Source organism: Salmonella sp. 32120201201600049SM, from assembly GCF_017572835.1.
GTDB classification, from domain to species: domain Bacteria; phylum Pseudomonadota; class Gammaproteobacteria; order Enterobacterales; family Enterobacteriaceae; genus Salmonella; species Salmonella enterica.
On sequence record NZ_JAGESA010000003.1, the window covers coordinates 294,532 to 309,875 of the forward strand.

The window sequence follows — 15,344 nt, forward strand, 5'->3', positions numbered from 1 at the left end:
ATAAGTTTTTTCAATTGTGATCTTAGAAACGAGATCTGGCTGGCAAAATCGGCGGGCTTAACGGTCACCCGATCGCGCGATTTTTGTTTTAGATCATTTTTAAGTGTGATTTCGGTCACTTAACGCGTTTCCCACCATTAACGACTGGAGAGGCGAATGCCGGGAGCGTAAAATATCCCCATCGTTTATCTGGCACCCTGGGTGCAAATACAGAGGAAATCTACAATGAGTAAATGCAGTGCTGATGAAACCCCGGTTTGCTGCTGTATGGACGTTGGAACCATCATGGACAACTCCGATTGCACCGCGTCATACAGCCGCGTATTCGCTACCCGCGCAGAGGCTGAAGAGACGCTGGCGGCGTTAACCGAAAAAGCGCGTAGCGTGGAGTCTGAACCTTGCCAAATTACGCCAACCTTTACCGAGGAATCCGAAGGCGTTCGTCTGGATATTGATTTTGTTTTCGCCTGCGAAGCAGAAACGCTGATCTTCCAGCTCGGCCTGCGTTAATCCGTTCATTCACGACGCCTCCGTCATCATCTGGCGGAGGCGTTTTCTTTTTTTGTCGCTTCCCTTCACTGTGCCTTAGCTCCCACTTTCTTTTCTCTCTGCTTGGCTAAATGTAAAAAATTGGTTAAGACTGTGATCAGGTCAGACCACTAATTTATTTTTTTACAGGGGAGTACTATGCGTCAGGCTTTACCGTTGGTCACCCGTCAGGGCGATCGCATTGCTATTGTCAGTGGGTTACGAACCCCCTTCGCTCGTCAGGCCACTGCATTTCATGGTATTCCCGCTGTTGATCTCGGCAAGATGGTGGTAGGCGAGCTGCTGGCGCGCAGTGAAATTCCAGCCGATGCCATTGAGCAACTGGTTTTTGGTCAGGTAGTACAAATGCCGGAAGCCCCCAATATTGCGCGCGAAATTGTGCTGGGTACGGGGATGAATGTTCATACCGATGCCTATAGCGTAAGCCGCGCCTGCGCCACCAGTTTTCAGGCGGTAGCGAATGTGGCGGAAAGCCTGATGGCCGGCACGATACGCGCCGGTATCGCTGGCGGCGCAGATTCGTCGTCGGTACTGCCAATAGGCGTGAGTAAAGCCTTGGCGCGGGTACTGGTTGATGTCAATAAAGCCAGGACGACCCGCCAACGGCTGACGCTTTTTTCTCGTCTGCGCTTACGCGACCTGCTGCCCGTTCCTCCCGCCGTTGCTGAGTATTCCACCGGTCTGCGCATGGGCGATACCGCCGAACAGATGGCGAAAACGTATGGTATTACACGTGAACAGCAGGACGCGCTGGCGCATCGTTCACATCAGCGCGCCGCGCAGGCATGGGCGGAGGGCAAATTGGCGGAAGAAGTGATGACGACCTATGTGCCGCCGTATAAAAACCCCTTTGCAGAAGACAACAACATTCGCGGCACCTCCACGCTGGCGGACTACGCCAAACTGCGTCCCGCTTTTGACCGAAAACATGGCTCTGTGACCGCCGCCAATAGTACACCGCTGACCGACGGCGCTGCCGCCGTTATTATGATGACCGAATCCCGCGCTAAAGAGCTGGGGCTGCACCCGCTTGGTTATCTGCGCAGCTACGCCTTTACCGCTATTGATGTCTGGCAGGACATGCTATTGGGGCCGGCCTGGTCAACGCCGCTGGCGCTGGAGCGGGCCGGGTTGACGATGGCAGATCTGACGCTTTTTGACATGCATGAAGCGTTTGCCGCTCAGACTCTGGCGAACTTACAACTGCTGGGCAGCGAACGATTTGCCCGTGAGGTGCTTGGTCGTACGCAGGCGACAGGGGAGGTGGATGACGCTAAATTCAACGTGCTCGGCGGCTCAATCGCCTACGGGCATCCTTTTGCCGCAACGGGCGCACGGATGATAACCCAAACGTTGCATGAGTTACGGCGTCGGGGCGGAGGTTTTGGCCTGGTCACAGCCTGCGCGGCTGGCGGTCTTGGCGCGGCGATGGTTCTGGAGGCGGAATAATGACTACCACATCAGCTTTTATGCTTAACGTGCGTCTGGATAATGTCGCGGTTGTCGCTATTGATGTCCCTGGAGAAAAGGTGAACACCCTGAAAGCGGAGTTTGCCGCGCAGGTACGCGCCATCCTGAAGCAGATCCGGGAAAATAAAGCGTTGCAGGGCGTTGTTTTTATCTCAGCCAAAGCAGATAACTTTATTGCTGGCGCTGATATCAACATGATAGGTCACTGCCAAAACGCGCAGGAAGCGGAAACGCTGGCGCGTCAGGGGCAACAACTGATGGCGGAGATCCAGGCGTTGCCTGTTCCGGTTATCGCTGCCATTCACGGCGCCTGCCTGGGGGGCGGTCTTGAAATGGCGCTGGCCTGCCATCGGCGTATCTGTACCGACGACGTTAAAACCGTTCTCGGACTGCCGGAGGTACAGTTAGGGCTTTTACCGGGATCGGGCGGAACGCAGCGACTTCCACGGCTGGTGGGGGTCAGTACCGCGCTGGATATGATCCTGACAGGTAAACAGCTTCGCGCCAGACAGGCGCTTAAAGCCGGGCTGGTTGATGATGTGGTGCCGCAAACTATTTTACTGGAAGCGGCTGTCGAGCTGGCTAAAAAAGAACGCCTGGCGCAGCGGACATTACCGGTCCGTGAACGTATCCTGGCGGGGCCGCTGGGGCGCGCGCTGTTATTTCGCCTGGTGCGTAAAAAGACGGCGCAAAAAACGCAGGGTAATTATCCGGCGGCGGAGCGGATCATTGATGTGATTGAAACCGGACTGGCGCAGGGCAGCAGTAGCGGCTATGACGCGGAAGCGCGCGCTTTCGGCGAGCTGGCGATGACGCCTCAATCGCAGGCGCTGCGCGCTGTTTTCTTTGCCAGTACCGAGGTGAAAAAAGATCCCGGTAGCGATGCGCCGCCCGGCCCGCTGAACAGCGTGGGCATCTTAGGCGGCGGGTTAATGGGCGGCGGTATCGCCTGGGTTACGGCCTGTAAAGGCGGCTTGCCAGTACGAATTAAGGATATAAATACTCAGGGGATCAATCATGCTCTGAAGTACAGCTGGGATCTGCTTGAAACAAAAGTACGCCGCCGCCATATCAAAGCCAGCGAACGCGATAAACAGTTGGCGTTGATATCAGGTTCGACCGATTACCGTGGTTTCAGTCATCGTGATCTGGTCATTGAAGCGGTGTTTGAAGATCTGCCGTTAAAACAACAGATGGTGGCGGAAGTGGAGCAAAATTGCGCTACTCACACCATTTTTGCCTCCAATACTTCTTCCCTGCCGATTGGCGATATTGCGGCGAATGCGGCCAGACCGGAACAGGTGATTGGATTGCACTTTTTTAGCCCGGTCGAAAAAATGCCGCTGGTTGAGGTTATTCCTCACGCGTCTACTTCCGCGCAGACCATCGCCACGACCGTTAAGCTGGCGAAAAAACAGGGTAAAACCCCGATAGTCGTCAGTGATAAAGCCGGGTTTTATGTTAACCGAATTCTTGCGCCATATATCAATGAGGCGATTCGGATGCTGACTGAAGGCGAACGCGTCGAACATATTGACGCCGCCCTGGTAAAATTTGGTTTTCCGGTGGGGCCAATCCAACTTTTGGATGAGGTAGGAATCGACACGGGCACTAAAATTATTCCTGTGCTTGAGGCGGCGTATGGAGAACGTTTTAGCGCGCCTGCAAATGTTGTCGCTTCAATTTTGAATGACGATCGCAAAGGTAGAAAAAATGGTCGCGGTTTCTATCTTTATGGCGAAAAAGGGCGTAAAAGCAAAAAACAGGTTGACCCTGCTATTTATAAGCTTATTGGCGTGCAAGGGCAGAGTCGACTGTCTGCGCAGCAGGTGGCAGAGCGCTGTGTCATGTTAATGCTTAACGAAGCGGCGCGCTGTTTCGACGAAAAAGTGATTCGCAGCGCGCGCGATGGCGATATTGGCGCCGTGTTTGGTATCGGTTTTCCGCCGTTTCTCGGTGGCCCGTTCCGCTATATGGATGCTCTCGGGCCGGGTGAAATGGTGGCGACATTACAGCGCCTGGCCGCACTTTACGGTCCTCGTTACGCGCCTTGTGAACAATTAGTGCGCATGGCGGAGCGCAGGGAGCATTTCTGGACGAATGGGGAAACTGACTAGGGAAATTGAGGTCAAAGAGAATATGAATCCGCACTGAATGCCTCCTTAGTGGCGAAATAATAATCAAGGATTGACTATACTTACGCCATTGAGGTAAAAAACAGCGTTTCATTCGGTGAATGGATAAGGCACAATGCCGGCCACCGCATTTTTGCCGCAGCCAATAGGGGCATGTGGTAAGCGTGTTGGTGAAACTGGTTAACAAAAGCGGTGCAATATGCAAGTTTTTATCATGCGTCACGGCGACGCAGCCCTCGATGCCGCCAGTGATTCGGTTCGTCCCTTGACCTCTTGTGGGTGTGACGAGTCTCGCCTGATGGCGAACTGGCTGAAAGGTCAAAAAGTGGATATCGAACGTGTTCTGGTGAGTCCGTTTCTTCGGGCCGAACAGACGTTAGATGTGGTCGGCGATTGTATGAATCTGCCGACTCAGGTGGATGTCCTGCCGGAGCTAACGCCCTGTGGCGATGTCGGTCTGGTCAGCGCCTACCTTCAGGCGCTGGCCAATGAAGAGATCGGATCGGTGCTGGTGATCTCTCACTTACCTCTGGTCGGATACCTGGTATCTGAGCTTTGTCCGGGCGAAACGCCGCCGATGTTCACGACGTCCGCAATTGCCAACGTTACGCTTGATGAAAGCGGCAAGGGGACATTCAACTGGCAAATGAGTCCCTGCAATCTGAAAATGGCGAAAGCGATTTAATCTTTGCTGCCTGATGGCGCTTCGCTTATCAGGCCTACGACAGCGCTGGCTGTTCGTAGGCTGGATAAGGCGCTTGCGCCGCCATCCGGCAATTCCGCATCAGGGTAATTCGGGCGGTTGCCACTCTTCCACTTCAATCAACACCAGCAGCGCGGCGTCGCCGCCGTACTCTTTCGGCGCCTGGTGAAAGGCCATCACATGCGGATGCTGCGCCAGCCATAACGGCGTTTGCTGTTTCAGAATATGTTTACCGTGTCCATGCATGACGCAGGCGCAAAAAATATGTTCCCGACGGCAGGCGGCAATCAGCGCTCCCAGTTCCTGCTTGGCCTGAAGCTGCGTTAAGCCGTGTAAATCCAGAAACAGTTCCGGCGAATAGTCGCCGCGGCGCATTTTTTTTAGCTCGAAATGGCTGACATCTTCACGGACATACTTTACCGGCCCTTCCGTATTGAGCAGCGGCTGGAACTCATCAGAAAAATAGTGGCTGGCGTCCGCCTGTTCCTGAATTAACCTTCGGGTAGGGACTTCCGTGATTTTCTTGCGCAGCGGCCGATGGACGATAGTATCCTGTTTAATCTTTCGGGTGCCGACCATCAGCTGACGGAACAGCGCCTGGTCCTCCTCGCTGAGCGATGTTTTCTTTTTCATTCGTGGGTCTCGTCTGATCTTTTGCCTTAGTTTACCCGACCCGGAGGATATCCGAACGGTCAAAACGGATTTTTCGTATTCTCCCGCCGCGTCAATGCTGATTTATCCCTGTCTTCGTGGCAAACTAGCCGCCGAATTTAATGCGAGCATGCCCTGGAGGAATACGTGGATAAAATTTTCGTCGATGAAGCAGTAAGTGAACTGCATACCATTCAGGACATGTTGCGCTGGGCGGTAAGCCGCTTTAGCGCGGCGAATATCTGGTATGGACACGGTACCGATAACCCGTGGGATGAAGCGGTACAACTGGTGTTGCCGTCTCTTTATCTGCCGCTGGATATTCCGGAAGATATGCGGACCGCGCGGCTGACGTCCAGCGAAAAACACCGCATTGTTGAGCGAGTGATTCGTCGCATTAACGAGCGTATCCCGGTCGCCTACCTGACCAATAAAGCCTGGTTCTGCGGCCACGAATTTTATGTCGATGAGCGCGTGCTGGTGCCGCGTTCGCCCATTGGCGAGCTGATTAATAACCACTTCGCCGGCCTTATTAGCCAACAGCCGAAATATATTCTGGATATGTGTACCGGCAGCGGCTGCATCGCCATCGCCTGTGCTTATGCTTTCCCGGACGCAGAGGTTGATGCGGTCGATATTTCGCCGGATGCGCTGGCTGTCGCCGAGCATAACATTGAAGAACACGGTCTTATCCATCACGTGACGCCAATCCGTTCCGATCTGTTCCGCGATCTGCCGAAAGTTCAGTACGATCTGATTGTCACTAACCCGCCTTATGTCGATGCGGAGGATATGTCCGATCTGCCGAACGAATATCGCCACGAACCTGAGCTGGGGCTGGCGTCCGGCACTGACGGCCTCAAATTGACCCGTCGTATCCTGGGAAATGCGCCGGATTATCTGTCCGATGACGGCGTTCTGATTTGTGAAGTCGGAAACAGCATGGTACATCTGATGGAGCAGTATCCAAATGTGCCGTTCACCTGGCTGGAGTTTGACAACGGTGGCGATGGCGTCTTTATGTTGACCAAAGCGCAGTTGCTCGCGGCCCGTGAACATTTCAATATTTATAAAGATTAAAATACGCAAACGACAACAACGATAACGGAGCCGTGATGGCAGGAAACACAATTGGACAACTCTTTCGCGTAACCACTTTCGGCGAATCACACGGGCTGGCGCTTGGGTGTATCGTCGATGGCGTGCCGCCCGGCATCCCGTTGACGGAGGCCGATCTGCAGCACGATCTCGACAGACGCCGCCCCGGCACCTCGCGCTATACTACCCAGCGCCGCGAACCGGACCAGGTAAAAATTCTCTCCGGCGTGTTTGATGGCGTGACGACCGGCACCAGCATTGGCCTGCTGATTGAAAACACCGATCAGCGCTCGCAGGACTACAGCGCGATTAAAGATGTTTTTCGTCCGGGACACGCGGATTACACCTATGAGCAGAAATACGGCCTGCGCGATTACCGTGGCGGTGGACGTTCTTCCGCGCGTGAAACCGCGATGCGCGTAGCGGCAGGGGCGATTGCCAAGAAATACCTGGCGGAAAAGTTCGGCATCGAAATCCGCGGCTGCCTGACCCAGATGGGCGACATTCCGCTGGAGATTAAAGACTGGCGTCAGGTTGAGCTTAATCCGTTCTTTTGCCCCGATGCAGACAAACTTGACGCGCTGGACGAACTGATGCGCGCGCTGAAAAAAGAGGGTGACTCCATCGGCGCGAAAGTGACGGTGATGGCGAGCGGCGTGCCGGCAGGGCTTGGCGAACCGGTATTTGACCGACTGGATGCGGACATCGCCCATGCGCTGATGAGCATTAATGCGGTGAAAGGCGTGGAGATCGGCGAAGGATTTAACGTGGTGGCGCTGCGCGGCAGCCAGAATCGCGATGAAATCACGGCGCAGGGTTTTCAGAGCAACCACGCTGGCGGCATCCTCGGTGGCATCAGTAGCGGGCAACACATTGTGGCGCATATGGCGCTGAAACCTACCTCCAGCATTACCGTGCCGGGACGTACGATCAACCGGATGGGTGAAGAAGTCGAAATGATCACCAAAGGGCGCCACGATCCGTGTGTGGGGATTCGCGCAGTGCCGATCGCAGAAGCCATGCTGGCGATCGTGCTGATGGATCACCTGCTGCGCCATCGGGCACAGAATGCGGATGTAAAGACAGAGATTCCACGCTGGTAAGAAATGAAAAAAACCGCGATTGCGCTGCTGGCATGGTTTGTCAGTAGCGCCAGCCTGGCGGCGACGCCGTGGCAGAAAATAACTCATCCTGTCCCCGGCGCCGCACAGTCTATCGGTAGCTTTGCCAACGGATGCATCATTGGCGCCGACACGTTGCCGGTACAGTCCGATAATTATCAGGTGATGCGCACCGATCAGCGCCGTTATTTCGGCCACCCGGATCTGGTCATGTTTATCCAGCGGTTGAGTCATCAGGCGCAGCAACGGGGGCTCGGAACCGTCCTGATAGGCGACATGGGGATGCCTGCCGGAGGCCGCTTTAATGGCGGACACGCCAGTCATCAGACCGGGCTTGATGTGGATATTTTCTTGCAGTTGCCGAAAACGCGCTGGAGCCAGGCGCAGCTATTGCGCCCGCAGGCGTTAGATCTGGTGTCCCGCGACGGTAAACATGTCGTGCCGTCGCGCTGGTCGTCGGATATCGCCAGTCTGATCAAACTGGCAGCACAAGACAATGACGTCACCCGTATTTTCGTCAATCCGGCTATTAAACAACAGCTTTGCCTCGATGCCGGAAGCGATCGTGACTGGCTACGTAAAGTACGCCCCTGGTTCCAGCATCGCGCGCATATGCACGTGCGTTTACGCTGCCCTGCCGACAGCCTGGAGTGCGAAGATCAACCTTTACCCCCGCCGGGCGATGGATGCGGCGCTGAACTGCAAAGCTGGTTCGAACCGCCAAAACCTGGCACCACAAAGCCTGAGAAGAAGACACCGCCGCCGCTGCCGCCTTCCTGCCAGGCGCTACTGGATGAGCATGTACTCTGATGGACAATTTTTATGATCTGTTTATGGTCTCCCCGCTGCTGCTGGTGGTGCTGTTTTTTGTCGCCGTACTGGCAGGATTTATCGATTCTATCGCCGGGGGCGGAGGGCTGCTCACTATCCCTGCGCTGATGGCCGCCGGGATGTCGCCGGCAAACGCGCTGGCGACCAATAAATTACAGGCGTGCGGCGGCTCCCTCTCGTCTTCGCTCTATTTTATTCGCCGTAAAGTGGTAAACCTGGCCGAGCAAAAGCTCAATATTCTGATGACGTTCATTGGCTCGATGAGCGGCGCGCTGCTGGTGCAGCACGTGCAGGCGGATATTTTGCGCCAGATCTTGCCTATCCTGGTGATTTTCATCGGCCTCTATTTTTTATTGATGCCGAAGCTGGGCGAGGAAGATCGCCAGCGCCGCCTGTATGGATTACCGTTCGCGCTGATAGCCGGGGGATGCGTCGGGTTTTACGACGGCTTTTTCGGGCCTGCCGCCGGGTCGTTTTACGCTCTGGCGTTTATCACCTTATGTGGCTATAACCTGGCGAAATCCACGGCACATGCCAAAGTGCTTAACGCTACCTCCAACGTTGGCGGCCTGCTGTTATTTATCATCGGCGGCAAAGTGATCTGGGCGACGGGCTTCGTGATGCTGGTTGGTCAGTTTTTAGGGGCGCGAATGGGGTCGCGTCTGGTATTGAGCAAAGGCCAAAAGCTTATCAGACCGATGATCGTTATTGTCTCGGCGGTAATGAGCGCCAGGTTACTTTATGATAGCCACGGACAGGAGATCCTCCACTGGTTGGGGATGAATTAATGAACAATACGCACCATTACGAACAGTTAATTGAGATTTTTAACGGCTGCTTTGCCGAAGAATTTAATACCCGTCTGATTAAAGGCGACGACGAACCGATCTATCTTCCTGCTGACGCGCAGGTACCGTACCACCGCATCGTCTTTGCGCATGGGTTTTACGCCAGCGCGCTGCATGAGATTTCTCACTGGTGTATCGCCGGTAAGGCGCGCCGCGAACTGGTTGACTTTGGTTACTGGTACTGCCCGGATGGACGCGACGCGCAGACCCAAAGTCAATTTGAAGACGTCGAGGTGAAGCCACAGGCTTTCGACTGGTTGTTTTGCGTGGCGGCGGGGTATCCCTTTAACGTCAGTTGCGACAATCTGGAAGGCGATATTGAGCCGGATCGCGTGGCGTTTCAGCGCCGGGTTCATGCGCAGGTAATGGCGTATCTGGAGCAGGGCATTCCTGAACGTCCGGCCCGCTTCATCAAAGCGCTACAGAATTACTATCACACGCCCGAACTTAAGGCGGAACAGTTCCCGTGGCCGGAAGCGCTTAATTAAAGCCAGCGCCACGTTTACAATGAGGAAAGAAGATGATCGCGGAGTTTGAATCACGCATTCTGGCATTAATTGACGATATGGTAGAGCACGCCAGCGACGATGAGCTTTTTGCCAGTGGATACCTGCGTGGCCACCTGACGTTAGCCATTGCCGAGCTGGAGAGCGGTGATGACCACTCCGTTGAGGCGGTCTATGCCAACGTTAGCCAAAGTCTGGAGAAAGCGATCGGCGCCGGCGAACTGTCGCCGCGCGATCAGGCGTTAGTCAAAGCGATGTGGGACAATTTGTTCGACAAGGCAAAACAATAACGCCGTGGGCCGGAAGGCGACGCTTGCCGCCTTCCGCTATTGACTGACCCATTACTTCACCGCTTTTCCCTTCAATAACTTTCTCACCCACAACCGATTTGGATTTAACGCCGCCAGCGTACCGGCATCCAGTGGAATCGGCTCGTTACTCATCTGCGCCGCCAGAATTTCTGCGCATAATGGCGCTGAGCACAAACCGCGCGATCCCAGCGCGCCGAGCATAAATAAACCCGGATACACAGGCGCAGGCGCCGCCGACGTTTTGTTATCGGCTAAATCGGCGTAATGCGTCAGCGTGGCATGGTAATCCGGAACATTGCCCACCATCGGCAGATGGTCGCGGGTTGCGCAACGCACGCCGCAACGGGCGCTGTTGCCGCTAACGTCAACCTCTGTGGCCCAGTTCGCATCCGGAAAACAGTCAAGCAGACGCTGTCGGTTCTGACGCTGATCTTCTTCGCGCCAGACGGTGCTTTCGTCACCCCGGTGATAGCTGGCGCCAATACAGTGCTGCTGATTATGCGGATTTTGCGGCGTCAGATAGCCGTCGTAGCATAACACCTGACGCAACGCCGAGAGGGCGGGGGTGGTGGGAATATGACTGACCTGCCCCCCGACGGCATACACCGGCAGCGGCTGGGTCTGATCAAAACGGTTAATCTGATGGCCGTTCGCCAGAACGACGGTCTCATGGCTGGCGGTTTCACCTGACGTAAAGCGCAGTTGCCAGCGCGACTCCTGCGCAACGAGCGACGTGAGCGTATGGCGAAAGCGCGTTTGTAAACCCTGTTCGGTCGCCAGTGCGATGACTGCGCGAGTTAATTGTTCCGGGCACAGCCAGCCGCCTGCCGGATAGGTAATTCCTCCGCAGCGTGTCGTCACGCCAACCGCCTGTTCCGCCTCTTCGGCATTGAGCGCCGAGGCCAGTCCGGCGGGCAGCGCCAGGGACAGCATCTGGGCAATTTTCTGCTGGCTTTTCTCATCCCATCCGAGCTGCGTTACGCCGCACCAGTCATGATCAAAAGAGACGGGCAGGGCATCATACAGGCGACGGGCAAAGGTGAATGCGGTCGGGAAAAAGCGATTAATGGCGGCGTCATGTTTGCTAAGGAGCGGATAAAGCGCGCCCTGTCGATTACCGGAAGCGCCCTGGGCGGGCTGATCATCTGCGCAATAGAGCGTCACCTGCCAGCCGCGACGCAGTAACGCCAGTGATAACAGCGCGCTGGCAATGCCGCCGCCAATGATCGCCGTTTCACGTTTTTCGCTTCCACTGCGGTAAAACCAGGGCGCGGAAAGGGTCGGCATGAGGTGTTGTTCCATCACTCCACAAAGCATCTCGCGTTTACGCCCGAAGCCTTTGCGTTTTTGCATGGTAAAACCGGCTTCCTGCAATCCCCGACGGACGAAACCCGCCGAGGTAAACGTCGCCAGCGTTGCGCCGGGCCGCGCCAGCCGCGCCATCGCGTTAAACAGGTTTGGCGTCCACATATCCGGATTTTTCGCCGGGGCAAAACCGTCGAGGAACCAGGCGTCGACTGTTTGATTCAGCGTGGCGTCCAGTTGGTCGGTCAATTCATTAATATCGCCAAACCACAAATCCAGTGTCACCCGGCCCCGATCCAGCAATAGGCGGTGGCACCCCGGGAGCGGCAGCGGCCATTGCGCCTGCAGCTGCTCTGCCCAGGGCGCGAGCTCCGGCCAGTGTTGGTGCGCCAGCGCCAGATCGTCGCGCGTTAACGGGAATTTCTCAAAACTGATGAAATGTAACCTTTGCAGCGTCGCCTGTGGGTGCGCAGAACGAAAGCTGTCAAACGCCTGCCACAGCGTCAGGAAGTTGAGTCCGGTGCCAAAACCGCTTTCCGCGACTATAAATAATGGATGTGAATGTACGGGAAATCGCTCCGCAAGACGATTGCCGCCAAGAAAAACGTAGCGTGTCTCTTCGAGTCCATTGTCATTAGAAAAATAGACATCATCAAAATCTCGGGAAACAGGTGTACCCTCAGCGTTAAATTCGAGTGTGGCGGGTTGTATGGCGTATTGTTTCACGTAAGTTACTCGTCTGACGGGCGGTATCGCGATCTTAACGATGTGTGCCTGATGGCGCAAATTTCCGTACTAAATGGCTGATCGGACTTGTTCGGCGTACAAGTGTACGCTATTGTGCCAATCGAAACTTAAAAATAGTGCGAATTACAGAGGTATTGAATGAAACGTGCAGTGATTACTGGCCTGGGCATCGTTTCCAGCATCGGTAATAACCAGCAGGAAGTCCTGGCATCTCTGCGTGAAGGACGTTCAGGGATCACTTTCTCTCAGGAGCTGAAGGACGCCGGCATGCGTAGCCAGGTATGGGGCAACGTAAAACTGGATACCACTGGCCTCATTGACCGCAAAGTCGTGCGCTTTATGAGCGACGCCTCCATCTATGCTTATCTGTCTATGGAGCAGGCAGTGGCCGACGCCGGTCTGGCGCCGGAAGTCTATCAGAATAACCCGCGTGTCGGCCTGATTGCAGGTTCCGGCGGCGGCTCCCCGAAATTCCAGGTCTTTGGCGCAGACGCCATGCGTAGCCCGCGTGGTCTGAAAGCCGTGGGCCCGTATGTGGTGACGAAAGCAATGGCATCCGGCGTTTCCGCCTGCCTCGCTACGCCGTTTAAAATTTATGGCGTGAACTACTCCATTAGCTCCGCTTGCGCGACCTCCGCACACTGTATCGGCAATGCGGTTGAACAGATCCAACTGGGCAAACAGGACATCGTTTTTGCTGGCGGCGGCGAAGAGCTGTGCTGGGAAATGGCCTGTGAGTTCGATGCGATGGGCGCACTGTCCACCAAATATAACGATACGCCTGAAAAAGCGTCCCGTACCTATGATGCGCACCGTGATGGGTTTGTCATCGCGGGCGGTGGCGGTATGGTTGTTGTCGAAGAGCTGGAACACGCTCTGGCGCGCGGCGCGCATATCTATGCGGAAATCGTCGGTTACGGCGCAACATCCGATGGCGCAGACATGGTTGCTCCGTCTGGTGAAGGCGCAGTACGTTGCATGCAGATGGCGATGCACGGCGTAGACACGCCGATCGACTACCTGAACTCTCACGGTACCTCTACTCCGGTAGGCGACGTGAAAGAACTCGGTGCAATCCGTGAAGTGTTTGGCGATAACAGCCCGGCTATCTCCGCGACCAAAGCGATGACCGGCCACTCGCTGGGTGCGGCTGGCGTGCAGGAAGCCATCTACTCTCTGCTGATGCTGGAGCACGGTTTTATCGCGCCGAGTATCAACATCGAAGAGCTGGATGAGCAGGCTGCGGGTCTGAACATCGTGACCGAAACGACCGAGCGTGAACTGACTACCGTAATGTCTAACAGCTTCGGTTTTGGCGGCACCAACGCCACGCTGGTGATGCGTAAGTTGTAAGCCTGACTATTACGTTGTAGTATCAATAATGAAACAGGTCGCTAATGCGACCTGTTTTTTCATTCAGGGAACAACAAATTATATGGATATTATATAAATGCCAACTAATACATTAGATAAAATTAGGCATAGTTTGAGTTGTGTGGCTGTTTTATTTGGTTTGTTCGGCATTTTTGTTTTTGCCTCATTTTCGCCTTCCTATGCCTGGCTTTATTTGGGAGGTCTGGCTGCGCCTTTTATATATAGTATTGTTTTTGTCTATGCGATTGCCGCCTGGAGTATTTATTCAAAGTATTACCCGTTTTTATCATTGGGTCGCTTATCATTCGTGGAATGTTTTGTTCCGGCGCTGGCCCTGGTGTGCCTTACCGTTCTCTACAATGCTTTTAGTGGCCCGGAACCCTGGATGGCCGAGTTATCAAGGCAATTTTTTCTTCATAAATTTCTTAACACGCTGGCGATGTGCTTTCTGGCTCCTGTGGCGGAGGAAATTATATTCAGAGGGTTTTTATTAAACAGCAGTATCGGTTGGGGTCGGTACTCAAGAGCTTCCGGTATTATTATTACTTCACTCGCTTTTGCATTTATGCATACACAATATCTCTTTGCGGTGACTTTTGTTTATCTGTTTGTTTTTTCATCGATATTATGCGTTGTTCGAATGAGAAGCCGTGGGCTAATGATACCGATAACACTTCATATTTTAAATAATGCCTGGGTTGTTTTCGGCTTACTGTTTTCAGCGACGGAATAAGAGCCTGATGAAATAGGCGCTTTAACCTCTCCGGTACGAACAAGAGACCGATGGCGATTCCCTTTTTTAATGCTTCTTATATTCCGGCGCGACTTTTGCTGACCAGGCCTCAGCCTGGGTGATGGCGCCTGCGTCATAAATCGGCTGTTCATAACCCCTGTCAGCATCCCGAACGCGGTAAATTTTCCAGCGTCCCTCTTCCCAACGGGTATAAACTTCCAGGTGGATGGGCGTTGACTCTGTGCCCAACAGAACATCCACTTTTTCTCCGCCGAGGAAAGGGTGTGCCTTCCCAACCCGTAACTGTGGAATCCACTCTGGCGCATAGTCCTGCGCATACATAAAATAATCTGCCCCCACAATCTCCTGTTCATAAAGGGACTGTATTAGCGCCAGGCGAAGAATAACCTCTTTAGCAACGTAACGTTGCATTAAGGCGGTGGTGTCGTCAGGGGGATTCACATCGTTCGTGAACGTCGTCATCCATGAGGTATAGAACTGCTTCACGGCCTGCGTACTGTCGTGATGAGGCGCAGAGCAACTACAAAGCAACAGGATAAGCGCGACAAGGGAGAACGTTTTCATTAATTCTTCCTGTAGATGGTATATGAGGGCCTGGCTGCCCGGTAGCCCGGGCCGGCCCACATATCGCGTTGTTTAAAATCTGAATACCACTCTGTGCCATCGTATATCGCCATGTGACCGCTCGGGTTTCCGCCAGCGTAAGGTTGAATAATGATGACGTCACCCTCGCGCGGCATTTCATAGGTACCAATAGCGGTGAATCCGGCGCTTCTTAACATTGGGCCATAATCTTTCGCATGATACGTATGCCCCAGCGTGATACCGCCCGCCTGAATTGCCTTTCGGGTAAATTCCGCACACCGGCCTTGAGAATGAGAACCTGCATGCGTTTTGGCATAATTAACCGCCATTCTTTTATCCCAACTCATAATGATTCC

The 15,344-nt window shown here is 54.4% G+C and carries 16 protein-coding genes; 12 read left to right on the forward strand and 4 right to left on the reverse strand.

What is annotated here, in order from left to right; genetic code table 11:
• Window positions 1-225 precede the first annotated feature (225 nt).
• From J4650_RS09955 to sixA, 4 genes are all read left to right on the forward strand, one after another.
• Window positions 226-510, forward strand: a complete 285-nt coding sequence (locus J4650_RS09955) for a YfcZ/YiiS family protein (protein WP_000030904.1) — start codon at window positions 226-228, stop codon at window positions 508-510.
• 177 nt (window positions 511-687) lie between these two features.
• Window positions 688-1,998: an acetyl-CoA C-acyltransferase FadI gene (fadI, locus tag J4650_RS09960; protein WP_023993418.1), complete on the forward strand. Its 1,311-nt coding sequence runs from the start codon at window positions 688-690 to the stop codon at window positions 1,996-1,998.
• The gene (fadJ, locus tag J4650_RS09965) at window positions 1,998-4,136 is read left to right on the forward strand and encodes a fatty acid oxidation complex subunit alpha FadJ (RefSeq protein WP_023993417.1); all 2,139 of its coding nucleotides are present in this window, start codon (window positions 1,998-2,000) and stop codon (window positions 4,134-4,136) included. Before fadI ends, fadJ begins: the two co-directional genes overlap by 1 nt.
• Before the next feature lie 217 nt (window positions 4,137-4,353).
• Window positions 4,354-4,839 (forward strand): phosphohistidine phosphatase SixA, encoded by a 486-nt coding sequence (sixA, locus tag J4650_RS09970; RefSeq protein ID WP_001195808.1) that lies wholly within the window; start codon window positions 4,354-4,356, stop codon window positions 4,837-4,839.
• A 99-nt stretch (window positions 4,840-4,938) separates the two neighbouring features.
• Here the strand turns inward: sixA and smrB are convergent, their stop codons facing one another.
• Window positions 4,939-5,490, reverse strand: coding sequence for an endonuclease SmrB (gene smrB / locus J4650_RS09975; RefSeq protein ID WP_000730794.1), 552 nt, complete (start codon window positions 5,488-5,490; stop codon window positions 4,939-4,941).
• 165 nt (window positions 5,491-5,655) lie between these two features.
• Here smrB and prmB point away from each other — a divergent pair, with 165 nt between their 5' ends.
• Genes prmB through J4650_RS10005 form a run of 6 tightly spaced genes read left to right on the forward strand, consistent with a single transcriptional unit; the run spans window position 5,656 to window position 10,202 of the window.
• Window positions 5,656-6,588 (forward strand): 50S ribosomal protein L3 N(5)-glutamine methyltransferase, encoded by a 933-nt coding sequence (prmB, locus tag J4650_RS09980; protein ID WP_001650203.1) that lies wholly within the window; start codon window positions 5,656-5,658, stop codon window positions 6,586-6,588.
• Window positions 6,589-6,623: 35 nt separating this feature from the next.
• Entirely contained in the window at window positions 6,624-7,709 is a 1,086-nt protein-coding gene (gene aroC, locus J4650_RS09985) for a chorismate synthase (protein WP_000918457.1), read from the forward strand.
• 3 nt (window positions 7,710-7,712) lie between these two features.
• Window positions 7,713-8,537, forward strand: coding sequence for a penicillin-insensitive murein endopeptidase (mepA, locus tag J4650_RS09990; RefSeq protein WP_000750429.1), 825 nt, complete (start codon window positions 7,713-7,715; stop codon window positions 8,535-8,537).
• Window positions 8,537-9,346, forward strand: coding sequence for a sulfite exporter TauE/SafE family protein (locus tag J4650_RS09995; protein ID WP_023993416.1), 810 nt, complete (start codon window positions 8,537-8,539; stop codon window positions 9,344-9,346). Before mepA ends, J4650_RS09995 begins: the two co-directional genes overlap by 1 nt.
• Entirely contained in the window at window positions 9,346-9,894 is a 549-nt protein-coding gene (locus tag J4650_RS10000) for an elongation factor P hydroxylase (RefSeq protein WP_001066345.1), read from the forward strand. The genes J4650_RS09995 and J4650_RS10000 overlap by 1 nt, the downstream gene beginning before the upstream one ends.
• Window positions 9,895-9,926: 32 nt before the next feature.
• Window positions 9,927-10,202, forward strand: coding sequence for a YfcL family protein (locus J4650_RS10005; protein WP_000559749.1), 276 nt, complete (start codon window positions 9,927-9,929; stop codon window positions 10,200-10,202).
• 51 nt (window positions 10,203-10,253) lie between these two features.
• Here J4650_RS10005 and mnmC read toward each other — a convergent pair whose 3' ends face one another.
• A complete protein-coding gene (gene mnmC / locus J4650_RS10010; protein ID WP_023993415.1) occupies window positions 10,254-12,254 on the reverse strand; it encodes a bifunctional tRNA (5-methylaminomethyl-2-thiouridine)(34)-methyltransferase MnmD/FAD-dependent 5-carboxymethylaminomethyl-2-thiouridine(34) oxidoreductase MnmC in 2,001 nt (666 codons plus the stop codon).
• 159 nt (window positions 12,255-12,413) lie between these two features.
• Between mnmC and fabB the strand changes: the two genes are divergently transcribed.
• Entirely contained in the window at window positions 12,414-13,628 is a 1,215-nt protein-coding gene (gene fabB / locus J4650_RS10015; RefSeq protein WP_000817161.1) for a beta-ketoacyl-ACP synthase I, read from the forward strand.
• Between the two features lie 97 nt (window positions 13,629-13,725).
• Window positions 13,726-14,382 (forward strand): type II CAAX endopeptidase family protein, encoded by a 657-nt coding sequence (locus J4650_RS10020; RefSeq protein ID WP_001142900.1) that lies wholly within the window; start codon window positions 13,726-13,728, stop codon window positions 14,380-14,382.
• 66 nt (window positions 14,383-14,448) lie between these two features.
• On the opposite strand, the gene J4650_RS10025 is transcribed toward J4650_RS10020, so the two are convergent.
• Both J4650_RS10025 and J4650_RS10030 read right to left on the reverse strand, forming a co-directional pair.
• The gene (locus tag J4650_RS10025; RefSeq protein ID WP_000847535.1) at window positions 14,449-14,967 is read right to left on the reverse strand and encodes a YbjP/YqhG family protein; all 519 of its coding nucleotides are present in this window, start codon (window positions 14,965-14,967) and stop codon (window positions 14,449-14,451) included.
• Window positions 14,967-15,335 carry an NlpC/P60 family protein gene (locus tag J4650_RS10030; protein WP_000118256.1) on the reverse strand — a complete coding sequence of 123 codons (369 nt, stop codon included), beginning with the start codon at window positions 15,333-15,335 and terminating at the stop codon, window positions 14,967-14,969. The genes J4650_RS10025 and J4650_RS10030 overlap by 1 nt, the downstream gene beginning before the upstream one ends.
• Window positions 15,336-15,344 lie beyond the last annotated feature (9 nt).